11 protein-coding genes are annotated in these 15,994 nt (G+C 60.1%); 1 reads left to right on the top strand and 10 read right to left on the bottom strand.

Features of this window, described 5'->3' with window-relative positions; all coding sequences use genetic code 11:
* Position 1: 1 nt before the first annotated feature.
* From HJB89_RS31465 to rpsL, 8 genes are all read right to left on the bottom strand, one after another.
* Positions 2-295: a 50S ribosomal protein L23 gene (locus HJB89_RS31465; protein WP_003547550.1), complete on the bottom strand. Its 294-nt coding sequence runs from the start codon at positions 293-295 to the stop codon at positions 2-4.
* A complete protein-coding gene (rplD, locus tag HJB89_RS31460; protein ID WP_207583845.1) occupies positions 292-912 on the bottom strand; it encodes a 50S ribosomal protein L4 in 621 nt (206 codons plus the stop codon). Before rplD ends, HJB89_RS31465 begins: the two co-directional genes overlap by 4 nt.
* A 13-nt stretch (positions 913-925) precedes the next feature.
* A complete protein-coding gene (rplC, locus tag HJB89_RS31455; RefSeq protein WP_007626085.1) occupies positions 926-1,567 on the bottom strand; it encodes a 50S ribosomal protein L3 in 642 nt (213 codons plus the stop codon).
* 39 nt (positions 1,568-1,606) lie between these two features.
* A complete protein-coding gene (rpsJ, locus tag HJB89_RS31450) occupies positions 1,607-1,915 on the bottom strand; it encodes a 30S ribosomal protein S10 (RefSeq protein ID WP_003547547.1) in 309 nt (102 codons plus the stop codon).
* Between the two features lie 154 nt (positions 1,916-2,069).
* Complete coding sequence (tuf, locus tag HJB89_RS31445; RefSeq protein WP_207583839.1) at positions 2,070-3,245, bottom strand: elongation factor Tu; 1,176 nt, start codon at positions 3,243-3,245, stop codon at positions 2,070-2,072.
* Positions 3,246-3,313: 68 nt separating this feature from the next.
* A complete protein-coding gene (fusA, locus tag HJB89_RS31440; RefSeq protein ID WP_207583844.1) occupies positions 3,314-5,413 on the bottom strand; it encodes an elongation factor G in 2,100 nt (699 codons plus the stop codon).
* A gap of 29 nt (positions 5,414-5,442) precedes the next feature.
* Complete coding sequence (gene rpsG, locus HJB89_RS31435) at positions 5,443-5,913, bottom strand: 30S ribosomal protein S7 (RefSeq protein WP_003578662.1); 471 nt, start codon at positions 5,911-5,913, stop codon at positions 5,443-5,445.
* Between the two features lie 77 nt (positions 5,914-5,990).
* The gene (rpsL, locus tag HJB89_RS31430; RefSeq protein ID WP_003547537.1) at positions 5,991-6,362 is read right to left on the bottom strand and encodes a 30S ribosomal protein S12; all 372 of its coding nucleotides are present in this window, start codon (positions 6,360-6,362) and stop codon (positions 5,991-5,993) included.
* Positions 6,363-6,860: 498 nt separating this feature from the next.
* Between rpsL and HJB89_RS31425 the strand changes: the two genes are divergently transcribed.
* The gene (locus tag HJB89_RS31425; RefSeq protein WP_007626097.1) at positions 6,861-7,154 is read left to right on the top strand and encodes a hypothetical protein; all 294 of its coding nucleotides are present in this window, start codon (positions 6,861-6,863) and stop codon (positions 7,152-7,154) included.
* A gap of 164 nt (positions 7,155-7,318) precedes the next feature.
* Here the strand turns inward: HJB89_RS31425 and rpoC are convergent, their stop codons facing one another.
* On the bottom strand, positions 7,319-11,527 hold the full coding sequence (gene rpoC / locus HJB89_RS31420) for a DNA-directed RNA polymerase subunit beta' (protein WP_221150953.1): 4,209 nt from the start codon (positions 11,525-11,527) through the stop codon (positions 7,319-7,321).
* Positions 11,528-11,716: 189 nt separating this feature from the next.
* Positions 11,717-15,856 (bottom strand): DNA-directed RNA polymerase subunit beta, encoded by a 4,140-nt coding sequence (gene rpoB, locus HJB89_RS31415; RefSeq protein WP_207583842.1) that lies wholly within the window; start codon positions 15,854-15,856, stop codon positions 11,717-11,719.
* Positions 15,857-15,994: the final 138 nt, after the last annotated feature.

The raw sequence follows: 15,994 nt of genomic DNA, 5'->3' as shown, positions 1-15,994 counted from the left end.
CTCAGAGACCGGTGGAGACGTCGATCGTCTGGCCTTCAGCCAGGGTCACAACAGCCTTCTTCACGTCCTTCTGCTTGCCGACGAAACCGCGGAACCGCTTGGTCTTGCCCTTGCGCAGCAGAGTGTTGACGGCCGTAACCTTGACGCCAAACAGCGCCTCGACAGCAGCCTTGATTTCCGGCTTCGTCGCCTGCTTGGCGACATTGAAAACAACCTGGTTGTTTTCGGATACCAGCGTGGACTTTTCGGTGATCGCCGGAGAGACGATCACATCGTAGTGGCGAAGATCGGTCACTTGAATCGCTCCTCTAGCGCTTCAACCGCAGCCTTGGAAAGCACGAGCTTGCCGCGGCGCAGGATGTCATAAACGTTGATGCCCTGGATCGGAAGAACATCGATGTTCGGGATGTTCTGAGCTGCGAGCTTGAAGTTGCCATCAAGTTCTGCGCCACCGATGAAGAGGGCGTTGGTCAGGCCGAGTGTCTCGAATACAGACGCGAGAGCCTTGGTCTTGGCTTCGGTGGCAACCAGGTTGTCGATGACGATGACGTCATCGGCCTTGATCTTGGCCGAAAGAGCGAGACGCAGGCCGAGTGCACGAACCTTCTTCGGAAGGTCATGCTCATGGCTGCGGACGACTGGGCCGTGAGCCTTGCCGCCGCCGCGGAACTGCGGAGCGCGAGCCGAATGGTGGCGGGCGCGGCCCGTACCCTTCTGCTTGTACATCTTGGCGCCGGTGCGCGAAATTTCAGCGCGGCCCTTTGCCTTGTGCGTGCCCTGCTGCTTCTTGGCAAGCTGCCAGCGGATGACGCGGGCGATAATGTCTTCGCGGGGCTCGAGGCCGAAAATCGCGTCCGAAAGGGAAACCTTCCCGGCGTCTTTTCCCTCGAGGGTTTTGACGTTAAATTCCATTGATCTGGCTCCCTTACTTCGCGGCCGACTTGACGGCGTCGCGCACGATGATCCAAGCACCCTTGGAACCAGGAACAGCACCCTTGATCAGGATCAGACCACGATCTTCGTCGGTCGAAACCACTTCCAGGTTCTGCGTCGTGACGCGCGTCTGGCCCATGTGACCAGCCATCTTCTTGTTCTTGAAAACCTTGCCCGGATCCTGGCGCGAGCCGGTCGAACCGTGCGAACGGTGCGAAACCGACACACCGTGCGTGGCGCGGAGACCACCGAAACCATGGCGCTTCATGGCGCCGGCAAAACCCTTACCGATCGTCGTGCCCGTCACGTCGACGAGCTGACCGGCTGCAAAGTGACCCGCCTTGATCTCAGTGCCGATCTCAAGCAGTTGGTCTTCCGACACACGGAATTCTGTGACCTTGGCCTTCGGCTCGACGTTGGCAATGGCAAAATTGCCGCGCATCGCCTTCGACGTGTTCTTCACCTTCGCCTGGCCGGCACCGAGCTGAACTGCGGTATAGCCATTCTTTTCGACAGTACGCGTAGCGACGACCTGGACGGCCTCCATGCGCAGTACCGTTACCGGGACATGCTCGCCGGCGTCGTTATAGACGCGGGTCATTCCCACCTTCTGTGCAATCACACCTGAACGCATCGGTTCAATCCTTCTCACTCAGCCCGAAGACCCGAGGTCTCAGAGCTTGATCTCAACATCGACACCGGCGGCGAGATCGAGCTTCATCAGCGCGTCTACCGTCTGCGGGGTCGGATCAACGATATCGAGAAGGCGCTTGTGCGTGCGCATCTCGAACTGTTCGCGGCTCTTCTTGTCGATGTGCGGGGACCGGTTGACCGTGAACTTCTCGATGCGGGTCGGAAGCGGAACGGGGCCCCGGACGCTTGCACCGGTGCGCTTAGCCGTCGATACGATCTCGCGCGTGGAGGCATCGAGAATCCGGTGATCGAACGCCTTCAGGCGGATGCGGATATTCTGGCCGTTCATTCGACTTTATCCTTGTGTCTGTTATCCGCGTGTCACCATTGAGGGACACGACTTACCTTCAGTTACGTTAGCGGGTCACCGGTTTCAAAGATCGAGAGGGACACCGAGGTCGGCGTCCCTATCCTTTCCTTGGGCCTGGTGGCCCAGCCGCTAGTTACTCGACGATCGAAGCAACGATACCGGCGCCGACGGTGCGGCCACCTTCGCGGATCGCGAAGCGCAGCTTTTCTTCCATCGCGATCGGAACGATCAGCTCGACCGATACCGTGACGTTGTCGCCCGGCATGACCATCTCCGTGCCTTCCGGCAGCGATACGATGCCCGTCACGTCGGTCGTGCGGAAGTAGAACTGCGGACGATAGTTGGTGAAGAACGGCGTATGACGGCCACCCTCTTCCTTCGTCAGGATGTAGGCTTCAGCCATGAACTTCTTGTGCGGCTTGACAGAGCCCGGCTTGCACAGAATCTGGCCACGCTCAACGCCGTCACGGGTGACGCCGCGGATCAGCGCGCCGATGTTGTCGCCAGCCTGGCCCTGGTCGAGCAGCTTGCGGAACATTTCAACGCCGGTCACCGTCGTCTTCGTCGTCGGGCGGATGCCGACGATCTCGACTTCTTCGCCAACCTTGACGATGCCACGCTCGACGCGGCCGGTCACAACCGTACCGCGGCCAGAGATCGAGAACACGTCTTCGATCGGCAGCAGGAACGGCAGGTTGATCGGACGCTCAGGCGTCGGGATGTAGGCGTCGACAGCGGCCATCAGTTCGCGGATCGAATCCTCGCCGATCTTCTTGTCCGAATCTTCAAGGGCGGCCAGCGCCGAACCCTTGACGATCGGGATGTCATCGCCCGGGAAGTCGTAGGACGACAGCAGTTCGCGAACTTCGAGCTCGACCAGTTCGAGAAGCTCGGCGTCGTCAACCTGGTCGACCTTGTTCAGGAACACCACGATGGCCGGAACGCCGACCTGACGGGCCAGCAGGATGTGTTCGCGCGTCTGCGGCATCGGGCCGTCAGCGGCCGAGCACACCAGGATCGCGCCGTCCATCTGGGCAGCACCGGTGATCATGTTCTTGACGTAGTCGGCGTGGCCGGGGCAGTCGACGTGTGCATAGTGGCGGGCCGGCGTCTCATACTCGACGTGTGCCGTCGAAATGGTGATGCCGCGGGCCTTTTCTTCCGGAGCAGCGTCGATCTGGTCGTACGCCTTGTACTCGCCGAAGTACTTCGTGATCGCTGCCGTCAGAGACGTCTTGCCGTGGTCAACGTGGCCAATCGTGCCAATGTTGACGTGCGGCTTGTTGCGCTCAAACTTACTCTTTCCCATTTTCGGGTCTCCATTTTGCTAGTCCCCGAAGGGATCTAATTCTTGTTATCGGTCAATTGGTATTCCGGTCACTTCTGACCGGAATACTTTGCCTGGATTTCTGTTGCGACGTTCGACGGGACCGGCGAGTAGTGATCGAAGGTCATCGTGTACTGAGCGCGGCCCTGGGACATGGAGCGCAGGTTGTCGACGTACTTGAACATGTTCGCGAGCGGAACGTTCGCGTTGATGACGACGGCGATACCACGGCTTTCCTGGCCCTGGATCTGACCGCGACGGGAGTTCAGGTCGCCGATGACGTCGCCGACATAATCTTCCGGGGTCACGACTTCGACCTTCATCATTGGCTCGAGCAGCTGAGCGCCGGCCTTCTTGGCTGCTTCACGGAAGCAGGCACGCGATGCGATTTCGAAAGCGAGAACCGAAGAGTCGACGTCGTGGAAGGCACCATCGATGAGGGTCGCCTTGACGCCGAGCATCGGGAAGCCAGCGAGCGGACCCGAAGACAGAACACTTTCGATGCCCTTCTGGACGCCCGGGATGTATTCCTTCGGAACGGAGCCGCCGACGATCTTCGATTCGAACTTGAATTCCTCGCCGTCCGGGTTCGGTTCGAAGACGATTTTGACGCGCGCGAACTGGCCGGTACCACCGGACTGCTTCTTGTGCGTGTAGTCTTCTTCGTGCGTTCTGGTGATGGTTTCGCGGTAGGCAACCTGCGGCGCACCGACGGTTGCTTCGACCTTGAATTCACGACGCATGCGGTCGACGATGATGTCGAGATGCAGTTCGCCCATGCCGGCGATGATGGTCTGGCCGGATTCCTGGTCGGTCTTGACGCGGAAGGACGGATCCTCAGCAGCCAGGCGGTTGAGCGCGAGGCCCATCTTTTCCTGGTCGCCCTTGGTCTTCGGCTCGATGGCGATCTGGATGACCGGCTCGGGGAATTCCATGCGCTCGAGGATAACCGGCTTCAGCGGATCACAGAGCGTGTCGCCCGTCGTGGTTTCCTTGAGGCCGGCGAGAGCAACGATGTCACCTGCGAAGGCTTCTTCGATGTCTTCACGCGAGTTGGAGTGCATCTGCAACATACGGCCGACGCGCTCGCGCTTGTCCTTGACCGTGTTGATGACCGACGTGCCCTTTTCGAGCTTGCCGGAGTAGATGCGGGCGAAAGTCAGCGAACCGACGAAGGGGTCGTTCATGATCTTGAAGGCGAGCATGGAAAGCGGCTCGCTGTCGTCGGCGTGACGTTCGATTTCAGCTTCAGTCTTGAAGTCGATGCCCTTGATCGCCGGGATGTCCATCGGCGACGGCAGGTAGTCGACGACGGCGTCGAGCAGCGGCTGCACACCCTTGTTCTTGAAGGCGGTGCCGCAGAACATCGGGTGGAACTTGACGTCGATCGTGCCGCGGCGAACGAGTTCGCGGATCTTCTCGTTGTCGGGCAGAATGCCCTCAAGATAGGCTTCCGTCGCGGCTTCGTCGATGTCGACGACCGTCTCGATCAGCTTTTCGCGATACTCTTCAGCCTTGGCCTTCATGTCGTCGGGGATCTCGACGACATCCCACTGGGCGCCGAGCGACTCGTCGCGCCAGATGAGAGCGTTCATCTCGATCAGATCGATGACGCCCTTGAATTCGGTTTCCGCACCGATCGGCAACTGCATGACGACAGCCGTTGCGCCGAGACGGGTCTTGATCATCTCGACGGAGCGATAGAAGTCCGCGCCGGTCTTGTCCATCTTGTTGCAGAAGATCATCCGCGGGACGTTGTACTTCTCGGCCTGGCGCCAGACGGTTTCCGTCTGCGGTTCAACACCGGCATTGGCGTCGAGCAGCGCGATGGCGCCGTCGAGAACGCGCAGCGAACGCTCGACTTCGATGGTGAAGTCGACGTGGCCGGGGGTGTCGATGATGTTGAAGCGACGCGTCTTGCCGTCACGGCCCTTCCAGTAGGTCGTGGTGGCAGCGGAGGTGATCGTGATGCCACGCTCCTGCTCCTGCTCCATCCAGTCCATGGTGGCTGCGCCGTCGTGGACTTCGCCGATCTTGTGCGACTTGCCGGTGTAATAAAGGATACGCTCGGTGGTCGTGGTCTTGCCGGCGTCGATATGCGCCATGATACCGAAATTGCGGTAGTCTTCGATTTTATATTCGCGAGCCATTATGGACTGCCTTTCGATACCGTTCGGAATTACCAGCGATAGTGCGAGAACGCGCGGTTGGCGTCAGCCATCTTGTGCGTGTCTTCGCGCTTCTTGACGGCGGAGCCGCGGTTGTTGGACGCATCGAGCAGTTCGCCGGAAAGGCGGTCAACCATAGTCGTTTCATTGCGCTTGCGGGCAGCAGCGATCAGCCAGCGAATGGCGAGAGCCTGGCGGCGCTCCGGACGAACATCGACCGGGACCTGATAGGTCGCACCGCCGACGCGGCGCGAGCGGACTTCAACGTGCGGGGCAATGTTGTCGAGTGCAGAATGGAAAACCGTGAGCGGCTCCTGCTTGGACTTGCCCTGGACGACGTCGAACGCGCCGTAGACAATGTTTTCAGCAACGGACTTCTTGCCGTCGAGCATGATGGCATTCATGAACTTGGTGACGACGAGATCACCGAACTTCGGGTCCGGATTGATCTCGCGCTTTTCTGCTTTATGACGTCTGGACATAATTTTCGTCTCTTCAACCGTTAAGGCGCTTCATCACGCGGAGGACCTCGCGCAGCGCCGAATTACTCAAAACCGAATTACTTCGGACGCTTCGCGCCGTACTTGGAGCGGCGCTGCTTGCGGTTCTTGACACCTTGGGTATCGAGAACGCCGCGAATGATGTGATAACGGACACCCGGAAGGTCCTTGACGCGGCCGCCGCGGATCATGACGACGGAGTGTTCCTGAAGGTTGTGACCTTCGCCGGGGATGTAACCAATGACTTCGAAGCCGTTGGTCAGGCGGATCTTTGCGACCTTACGCAGAGCCGAGTTCGGCTTCTTCGGCGTCGTCGTATAGACGCGCGTGCAAACGCCGCGCTTCTGCGGGTTCTCCTGGAGTGCGGGAACCTTGTTACGCTTTACGTTCGCCTGGCGAGGCTTGCGGATCAGCTGGTTTACGGTAGGCATTCAACCATCCCTTACGTTTTATCTCAGTACCCTTGCGGGCTTGAACTCGCGCCGTCTCCGGCAGTGACGCACGCTTTCCGTCAATGCGCAAAATATGGCCCGATCCGCTTCCGCAGATGGACCACAAGGAGCAGAGGACGCATATAATTTGCGTCGTGCGTGCAGCATCATGACTTCAACGTGCGTTTAGAACCTTGTTTGAGGTGAACTTCAGGGCGCGTCGCCCCGAACAGCCAAGCCTCACATGGGATCTGATGGCCGGGGTACTACTGGTTTCCACCGATCTCGTCAAGGCCGGTTAAGAAATAAACTCGCCGTATCGCCTTGATCTGCGGGCCTAAGGCCCTGTTTCCAGGCTTCTAGACGAAATCAGGCCCGAGCACCAAGATAAAAACTTGGGCATTGCAGCAAAAGCAGTTAAGGAATCAGCAATTGCGGCGTGCGGCCCTCACAGCAGGATTCGAGCGACCGAATCGTCAAAGAGCCGAAGGACAGGCGATGATTACGACACCTGACAACGACAATAATTTCGACGGGCCGATGATCTTCATCATCATCGGCAAAGGCTACGAGTCCGACGGCAGCGAAGGCATCGACCTGCACATCATGTTGAAGGCGCCCGACGACGACACTGCCGTACGCGAGGCCTTGAACGCCCTTGCCGAGGAAGGCTTCATCGAGGCCGATCTCGACCAGATCGGCATGCTGACCGAGGTGCCGGCCGAAGAGCCGCACGCCTCCGCCTATCAGGGTGCCGTCGATGGCGAGGTCGCGATCATCCGCTTCAACTGAAGGGAGCCGCCGCTTGCGCTGCGGGTCGCCAAAGGCAGCATAAGCGGAAGCAGCGCCTTCCCTCACCCCGACCAACCAAAGCCGACTAAAAACGAAAACCGCCCGGATCGCTCCGGGCGGTTTTTCAATTCGCGTGCCACCAAAGTGGCGGCTTCCGCTGCGGATTATTCCGCAGCCGGAGCCTTTTCGGCCATGTCCTCCAGCATCGGCGTGGCAACGGCTGCGCCGCTGCCCTTGCGGCGCTCTTCGAGGATCATCTCGTCGCGCGACGTGGCGATGCGACGGATCTGGGTCATGGTGCCGCCGGTGCCGGCCGGGATAAGGCGGCCGACAATGACGTTTTCCTTCAGACCCTGCAGGCCGTCGGTCTTGCCGGCGATTGCCGCTTCCGTCAGCACCTTGGTCGTTTCCTGGAAGGACGCGGCCGAGATGAAGGACGGGGTCTGCAGCGACGCCTTGGTGATGCCGAGAAGAACCGGATCGCCGTAGGCAGGCTTCTTGCCCTGCTCGATCAGATGATCGTTGACGTCTTCGAGCTCGATCCGGTCGACATTGTCGCCGACGATATAGGTCGAGTCGCCTGCATCGGTGATTTCCACCTTCTGCAGCATCTGACGGACAATCACCTCGATGTGCTTGTCGTTGATGACAACGCCCTGCAGGCGGTAGACTTCCTGGATCTCGTTGACGAGGTAGGAGGCCAGAGCCTCCACGCCCTTGATCGCCAGGATGTCGTGCGGAGCCGGGTTACCGTCGAGGATGTAGTCACCCTTTTCGATATAGTCGCCTTCCTGAAGGTGGAAGGGCTTGCCCTTCGGGATCAGGTATTCGACAGGCTCGACACCGTCTTCCGCCGGTTCGATGATAACGCGACGCTTGTTCTTGTAGTCGCGGCCGAGGCGGATCGTACCATCGATCTCTGCGATGATGGCGTGGTCCTTCGGACGGCGGGCTTCGAAGAGCTCGGCAACACGTGGCAGACCGCCGGTGATGTCCTTGGTCTTGGCGCTTTCAAGCGGCGAACGCGCGAGGACGTCACCCTGAGAGACCTTGGTGCCCGAATCGACCGACAAGATGGCGTCGACCGAGAGGAAGAAGCGGGCGTCACCACCACGCGACAGCTTCATGATGTTGCCGCTGGCGTCCTTGATGACGATCGCCGGCTTGAGGTCCGAACCGCGCGGGGTCGAACGCCAGTCGATGACCTGACGCTTGGTGATGCCGGTCGACTCGTCCGTGGCTTCCAGAACGGAGAGACCGTCGACCAGGTCTTCGAACTGAACGGTACCAGCCACTTCGGTCATCATCGGACGGGTGTAAGGGTCCCACTCTGCCAGACGCTGGCCGCGCTTGACCTTGTCACCTTCGTCGACATGCAGTTTCGAACCGTAAGCCACACGCTGCGAAGACCGCTCGACGCCACGCTCGTCCAGGATCTGGACGGTCATGTTGCGGCCCATGGCAACGAGGTTGCCATCGGAGTTGCGCAGGATGTTGCGGTTCTTGATCTGCACCGTACCTTCGTACGAAGCTTCGAGGAACGACTGGTCGACCACGGTTGCCGTACCACCAAGGTGGAAGGTACGCATGGTGAGCTGGGTGCCCGGTTCACCGATCGACTGAGCAGCGATGACGCCGACGGCTTCGCCCATGTTGACAGGCGTACCACGCGCGAGGTCGCGGCCGTAGCAGACTGCGCAGACGCCGGTCTGGATTTCGCAGGTCAGCGCCGAGCGGATGCGGATCGACTGGATACCGGCCTTCTCGATTTCGACGACATCGGGCTCGAGGATCATCCTGCCGGCATCGACGATGCGCTCACCCGTGATCGGATGATCGATGTCATCAAGCGCCGTGCGGCCGAGGATGCGGACGCCGATCGAAGCAACCACCTGGCCGGCATCGACGATGGCGGTCATGGTGAGGCCCGTCTGCGTTCCGCAATCGACGTGCGTGACGATGCAATCCTGCGCGACGTCGACGAGACGACGGGTCAGGTAGCCGGAGTTGGCGGTCTTCAGGGCGGTGTCTGCAAGACCCTTGCGGGCGCCGTGGGTCGAGTTGAAGTACTCGTTGACGGTCAGGCCTTCCTTGAAGTTCGAGATGATCGGCGTCTCGATGATTTCACCCGACGGCTTGGCCATGAGGCCGCGCATGCCGCCCAGCTGGCGCATCTGGTTCGGAGAACCGCGGGCACCGGAATGGCTCATCATGTAGATCGAATTCATCGGCTTCTGGCGACCGGTGCTCTCATCGAATTCGACCGCCTTAATGCGGGCCATCATCTCTTCGGCGACCTTTTCGGTGGCCTTGCCCCAGGCGTCGACAACCTTGTTGTACTTTTCGCCCTGCGTGATCAGGCCGTCATTGTACTGCTGCTCGTATTCCTTCACCAGGCTTTCGGTGTCGGCAACGATCTTGGCCTTGGCATCCGGAATGACCATGTCGTCCTTGCCGAACGAAATGCCGGCGCGGCAGGCATGGGAAAAGCCGAGCTGCATGATGCGGTCGCAGAAGATGACCGTGTCCTTCTGGCCGCAGTGGCGGTAGACCGTGTCGATCATCTTGGAGATGTTCTTCTTGGTCATTTCCTGGTTGCAGATGTCGAAGAGCACCTTGCCGTTTTTCGGCAGAAGTTCGCCGATGAGCAGTCGGCCAGGCGTCGTCTCATAGATCTTCGAGTAGGGCTTGCCATCCTCGTCGATCGACTTGAACCGGCCGCGGATCTTGGTGTGCAGCGTCACGACCTTGGTTTCGAGGGCGTGATGCAGTTCGCCGAGATCGGAGAAGGCCATGCCTTCGCCAGGCTCGTTCTGGTTCAGGATCGACAGGTAGTAGAGGCCGAGAACCATGTCCTGCGAGGGAACGATGATCGGCGCGCCGTTGGCCGGATGCAGGATGTTGTTGGTCGACATCATCAGCACGCGGGCTTCGAGCTGGGCTTCGAGCGACAGCGGCACGTGAACGGCCATCTGGTCACCGTCGAAGTCGGCGTTGAAGGCCGTGCAGACGAGCGGATGCAGCTGGATCGCCTTGCCTTCGACCAGGGTAGGTTCGAAAGCCTGGATGCCCAAGCGGTGCAGCGTCGGTGCGCGGTTCAGCAAAACCGGATGCTCGCGGATGACCTCGTCGAGGATATCCCAGACTTCCGGCTTTTCCTTTTCGACCAGCTTCTTGGCCTGCTTGACGGTCGAGGAGTAACCCTTGGCATCGAGGCGGGCATAGATGAACGGCTTGAAGAGTTCGAGCGCCATCTTCTTCGGCAGGCCGCACTGGTGCAGCTTCAGTTCCGGACCGGTGACGATGACCGAACGGCCGGAATAGTCGACGCGCTTGCCGAGCAGGTTCTGGCGGAAGCGGCCCTGCTTGCCCTTCAGCATGTCGGAGAGCGACTTCAGCGGACGCTTGTTGGCGCCGGTGATGACGCGGCCGCGACGGCCGTTGTCGAACAGCGCGTCAACCGATTCCTGCAGCATACGCTTTTCGTTGCGGATGATGATGCCAGGCGCACGAAGCTCGATCAGACGCTTCAGACGGTTGTTGCGGTTGATGACGCGGCGGTAGAGGTCGTTCAGATCCGAGGTGGCGAAACGGCCACCGTCGAGCGGAACCAGCGGACGCAGATCCGGCGGAATGACCGGAACGACCTTCATGATCATCCATTCCGGACGGTTGCCCGATTCCATGAAGTTCTCGACGATCTTCAGGCGCTTCATCAGCTTCTTCTGCTTGAGATCCGACGTGGTCTCGGCAAGCTCAGCGCGCAGATCGCCAGCGATCTTTTCGAGGTTCATCGAGGCCAGCATCTCGTAGATCGCCTCAGCGCCGATCATCGCGGTGAACTGGTCTTCGCCGTATTCGTCAACGGCAAGCATGTACTCTTCTTCCGAGAGGAGCTGGTGCTCCTTGAGGGCAGTCAGGCCCGGCTCGGTGACGATGTAGTTTTCGAAATAGAGGACACGCTCGACATCCTTCAGCGTCATGTCGAGCAGCGTCGAAATGCGTGATGGCAGCGACTTCAGGAACCAGATGTGGGCAACGGGAGCGGCGAGCTCGATATGGCCCATGCGCTCACGGCGAACGCGCGACAGCGTAACTTCGACGCCGCACTTTTCGCAGATGATGCCCTTGTACTTCATGCGCTTGTACTTGCCGCACAGGCATTCGTAGTCCTTGATCGGCCCGAAGATGCGCGCGCAGAAGAGACCGTCGCGTTCCGGCTTGAACGTACGGTAGTTGATGGTTTCCGGCTTCTTGATCTCACCGTAAGACCAGGAGAGGATCTTCTCCGGAGATGCGATCGAAATCCGAATCGAATCGAAATTCTGTGCAGGCACCTGCGGATTGAAAAGATTCATGACCTCTTGGTTCATGCCTGTCTCCTTCATGGGCTGAGAGCCCTCAAAATGCGATGGTCGGCGGCAATTTCCCGGGAGCCGCCTCCCTCGCTTAAACGAGAATAACCGCAAGATGCGGCGAAACTTCCCTTCCGGGCCGACACGGATACGGCGCCCGGTGGGACCGGCGTGCGCCGCGTTGGCAGCGCACGCCCTATCAGGTGCTTACTCGGCCGCATCGGGCAGCTGGGCTGCCTGCGCCTCATCAAGCTTGGTGTTTTCGAGCTCGACACTAAGGCCCAGCGAACGCATTTCCTTGACGAGAACGTTGAAGCTTTCCGGAATACCGGCTTCGAACGTGTCGTCTCCGCGGACGATGGCTTCGTAGACCTTGGTGCGGCCGGCGACGTCGTCCGACTTCACCGTCAGCATTTCCTGCAGCGTGTAGGCCGCGCCATAGGCTTCGAGTGCCCAGACTTCCATTTCGCCGAAGCGCTGACCGCCGAACTGCGCCTTGCCGCCCAGCGGCTGCTGGGTAACGAGCGAGTATGGACCGATCGAGCGGGCATGGATCTTGTCGTCGACCAAGTGGTTGAGCTTCAGCATGTAGATGTAGCCCACGGTCACCTGGCGGTCGAACTGCTCACCGGTACGGCCGTCATAAAGCGTCGACTGGCCGCTGTCCTTGAGACCTGCCAGACGCAGCATGTCGTTGACGTCGGCTTCGTTCGCACCGTCGAAAACAGGCGTCGCAATCGAAACGCCGCGCTTCCACTGATCGGCAAGACGCAGAACCGAGTCGTCGTCGAAATCCTGGACCTGTTCGGCCTTCGGACCGTCACCGACGACATCGCCGATGGTCTTGCGCAGCGGCTCGATGTTGCCATTGGCCTTGTATGCGTCGATCAGTTCGCCGATCTGGCGACCCATGCCGGCGCAAGCCCAACCCAGGTGGGTTTCGAGGATCTGGCCGACGTTCATGCGCGAGGGCACGCCGAGCGGGTTCAGAACGACGTCGACATGCGTGCCGTCCTCGAGAAACGGCATGTCTTCGACAGGCACGATGCGCGAGACGACGCCCTTGTTGCCGTGACGGCCAGCCATCTTGTCGCCCGGCTGGATCTTGCGCTTCACGGCGACAAAGACCTTGACCATCTTCATGACGCCAGGAGGCATTTCATCGCCGCGCTGGACCTTTTCGACCTTATCCATGAAGCGCTGTTCAAGGCGCGACTTGGATTCGTCGTACTGGCCACGGAGTGCTTCGAGCTCGCTCTGGACCTTTTCGTCCTCGACCGCGAACATCCACCACTGCGAGCGGGGATATTCGGAAACGACGGCGTTGGAAAGCTCGGCGCCCTTCTTGAAACCCTTCGGGCCGGCGATGGAAGCCTGGCCGCGCAGCATTTCGATCAGACGGCCGTAGACGTTACGGTCGAGGATCGCCTGCTCGTCGTCGCGGTCCTTTGCAAGACGCTCGATCTCTTCGCGCTCGATCGCCATCGCGCGCTCGTCCTTCTCGACGCCATGGCGGTTGAAGACGCGCACTTCGACGATCGTGCCGTAGGTGCCAGGCGGCATGCGCATGGAGGTATCGCGCACGTCGGAGGCCTTTTCGCCGAAGATGGCGCGCAGAAGCTTTTCTTCCGGCGTCATCGGGCTTTCGCCCTTCGGCGTGATCTTGCCGACCAGGATATCGCCCGGCTGAACTTCAGCGCCGATATAGACGATGCCGGCTTCGTCGAGGTTCTTCAGAGCTTCTTCCGAAACGTTCGGAATATCGCGGGTGATTTCCTCAGGACCAAGCTTGGTGTCGCGCGCCATCACCTCGAATTCCTCGATGTGAATGGAGGTGAACACGTCGTCGGCAACAATGCGCTCGGAGAGCAGGATCGAGTCTTCGTAGTTGTATCCGTTCCAGGGCATGAACGCGACGAGCGCGTTGCGGCCGAGCGCCAGGTCGCCGAGATCGGTCGACGGACCGTCGGCAAGAATGTCGCCGCGGTTGACCTCGTCACCAACGGTGACCAGCGGACGCTGGTTGACGCAGGTGTTCTGGTTCGAACGCTGGAACTTCTGCAGCCGGTAGATATCGACGCCGGACTTGCCGGCTTCGAGGTCTTCCGTGGCGCGGATAACGATACGCGTCGCGTCGACCTGGTCGACCACGCCGCCGCGGCGGGCGCCGATAGCAGCGCCTGAGTCACGGGCAACGACCGGCTCCATGCCGGTACCGACGAACGGAGCTTCGGCACGCAGCAGCGGCACTGCCTGACGCTGCATGTTCGAGCCCATGAGCGCGCGGTTGGCGTCGTCGTTTTCCAGGAACGGGATGAGCGCGGCTGCGACCGAAACCACCTGCTTCGGCGAAACGTCCATCAGGTTCATGCTGTCGCGGGGCGCGAGCATGACTTCGCCGGCATGACGGCAGACGACGAACTCGTCGACGAAGGAACCATCAGGGTTCATTTCAGCGTTGGCCTGGGCGACGTAGTACTTCGCCTCTTCCATGGCGGAGAGGTAGAGCACGTCGCTCGTCACCCTGCCTTCGACGATGCGGCGGTACGGGCTTTCGATGAAGCCGTATTTGTTGACGCGGGCAAAGGTCGCAAGCGAGTTGATCAGACCGATGTTCGGGCCTTCCGGCGTTTCGATCGGGCAAATGCGGCCGTAGTGGGTCGGATGCACGTCGCGGACTTCGAAGCCGGCGCGCTCGCGGGTCAGACCGCCCGGACCAAGGGCCGAAAGACGGCGCTTGTGGGTGATTTCCGAGAGCGGATTGACTTGGTCCATGAACTGCGAGAGCTGCGAGGAACCGAAGAATTCGCGGACGGCGGCAGCAGCCGGCTTGGCGTTGATCAGATCCTGCGGCATCACCGTGTCGATCTCGATCGAGGACATGCGTTCCTTGATCGCGCGCTCCATGCGCAGCAGGCCGAGACGGTACTGGTTTTCCATCAGCTCGCCGACCGAGCGGACGCGGCGGTTGCCAAGGTTGTCGATGTCGTCGATCTCGCCCCTGCCGTCGCGCAATTCGACCAGCATCCTGACCACGGCCAAGATGTCGTCCTTGCGCAGGATGCGGACGGTGTCTTCGACGGTCAGGTCGAGACGCATGTTCATCTTGACGCGGCCGACGGCGGAGAGGTCGTAACGCTCCGCATCGAAGAACAGCGAGTTGAACATGGCTTCGGCCGATTCCATGGTCGGCGGCTCACCCGGACGCATGACGCGGTAGATGTCGAACAGAGCGTCCTGACGGTTCTCGTTCTTGTCGGCGGTCAGCGTGTTGCGGATATAGGCGCCGACATTGATGTGGTCGATGCCGAGAACCGGGATCTCGTCGAAGCCGTTCGCCAGGATGATGCCGAGCGTCTTCTCGTCGATTTCATCGCCGGCTTCGAGGTAGATTTCACCGGTGGAGTAGTTGACGATGTCGCCGGCAAGGTAGTTGCCGTAAAGATCGTCGTCGCCGGCCTTCAGCGCCTTCAGACCCTTATCGGAAAGCTGGCGCAGCAGGCGCGGGGTCAGCTTCTTGCCGGCTTCCACGACGACTTCGCCGGTGTCGGCGTCGACCATCTCGGTGATCGCCTTGGCACCCTTCAGCGTTTCCGGCTTGAAGGGAATGCGCCAGCCTTTGCCGTCGCGTTTGTAGAGCGACTTCGTGTAGAAGGTGTCGAGGATTTCCTCGCCGTCCATGCCAAGCGCCATCAGCAGCGACGTGACCGGAATCTTGCGGCGACGGTCGATACGGGCGTAAACGATATCCTTGGCGTCGAATTCGATATCGAGCCAGGAACCGCGATAGGGGATAACGCGGGCAGCAAAGAGCAGCTTGCCAGAAGAATGGCTCTTGCCCTTGTCGTGGTCGAAGAAGACGCCCGGCGAACGGTGCATCTGGGAAACGATCACGCGCTCGGTGCCGTTGACGATGAACGTGCCGTTATTGGTCATGAGCGGCATGTCGCCCATGTAAACGGACTGTTCCTTGATGTCCTTGATCGACTTCGCGCCCGTATCCTCGTCGATATCGAACACGATGAGGCGCAGCGTCACCTTCAGCGGCGCAGCATAGGTCAGATCGCGCTGACGGCATTCGTCAACGTCGAACTTCGGCGGTTCGAATTCGTAGGACACGAATTCCAGCATGGAGGCGCCGGAGAAATCGGTGATCGGGAAAACCGACTTGAAAACGGCCTGAAGACCCTCGTCGGGCCGGCCGCCTTTCGGCTCTTCAACCATCAAAAACTGGTCGTAGGACGCCTTCTGAACCTCGATGAGGTTCGGCATTTCTGCGACTTCGGGGATCTTACCAAAAAACTTGCGTACGCGCCTACGACCGTTGAACGAAAGGGTCTGAGCCATCGTCGCTCCTTCAAAATCTTGCACCCGGGCCTGCAACGGACGGGAACCGATGGCCAGTCGATCCCGTCAATCAATGAGTAATCCAATCTCGTCCGACACCCGAAAACGCTCAGCTCGGATTGCTGTGCTGCCCTCTGT

The sequence above is a fragment of the Rhizobium sp. NZLR8 genome, assembly GCF_019685025.1.
Lineage (GTDB): Bacteria > Pseudomonadota > Alphaproteobacteria > Rhizobiales > Rhizobiaceae > Rhizobium.
The sequence above is the reverse complement of the archived record's forward strand: the minus strand, read 5'-3'. Positions and strand labels throughout refer to the sequence as shown.

Excerpts from the sequence above, each read along its gene's own strand:
- HJB89_RS31425 (WP_007626097.1), top strand. The coding sequence starts at position 6,861 with ATGATTACGACACCTGACAACGACAATAATTTCGACGGGCCGATGATC.
- rpoC (WP_221150953.1), bottom strand. The coding sequence starts at position 11,527 with ATGAACCAAGAGGTCATGAATCTTTTCAATCCGCAGGTGCCTGCACAG.
- rpsL (WP_003547537.1), bottom strand. The coding sequence starts at position 6,362 with ATGCCTACCGTAAACCAGCTGATCCGCAAGCCTCGCCAGGCGAACGTA.
- rpoB (WP_207583842.1), bottom strand. The coding sequence starts at position 15,856 with ATGGCTCAGACCCTTTCGTTCAACGGTCGTAGGCGCGTACGCAAGTTT.
- tuf (WP_207583839.1), bottom strand. The coding sequence starts at position 3,245 with ATGGGAAAGAGTAAGTTTGAGCGCAACAAGCCGCACGTCAACATTGGC.
- rplC (WP_007626085.1), bottom strand. The coding sequence starts at position 1,567 with ATGCGTTCAGGTGTGATTGCACAGAAGGTGGGAATGACCCGCGTCTAT.
- rpsJ (WP_003547547.1), bottom strand. The coding sequence starts at position 1,915 with ATGAACGGCCAGAATATCCGCATCCGCCTGAAGGCGTTCGATCACCGG.
- fusA (WP_207583844.1), bottom strand. The coding sequence starts at position 5,413 with ATGGCTCGCGAATATAAAATCGAAGACTACCGCAATTTCGGTATCATG.
- rpsG (WP_003578662.1), bottom strand. The coding sequence starts at position 5,913 with ATGTCCAGACGTCATAAAGCAGAAAAGCGCGAGATCAATCCGGACCCG.
- rplD (WP_207583845.1), bottom strand. The coding sequence starts at position 912 with ATGGAATTTAACGTCAAAACCCTCGAGGGAAAAGACGCCGGGAAGGTT.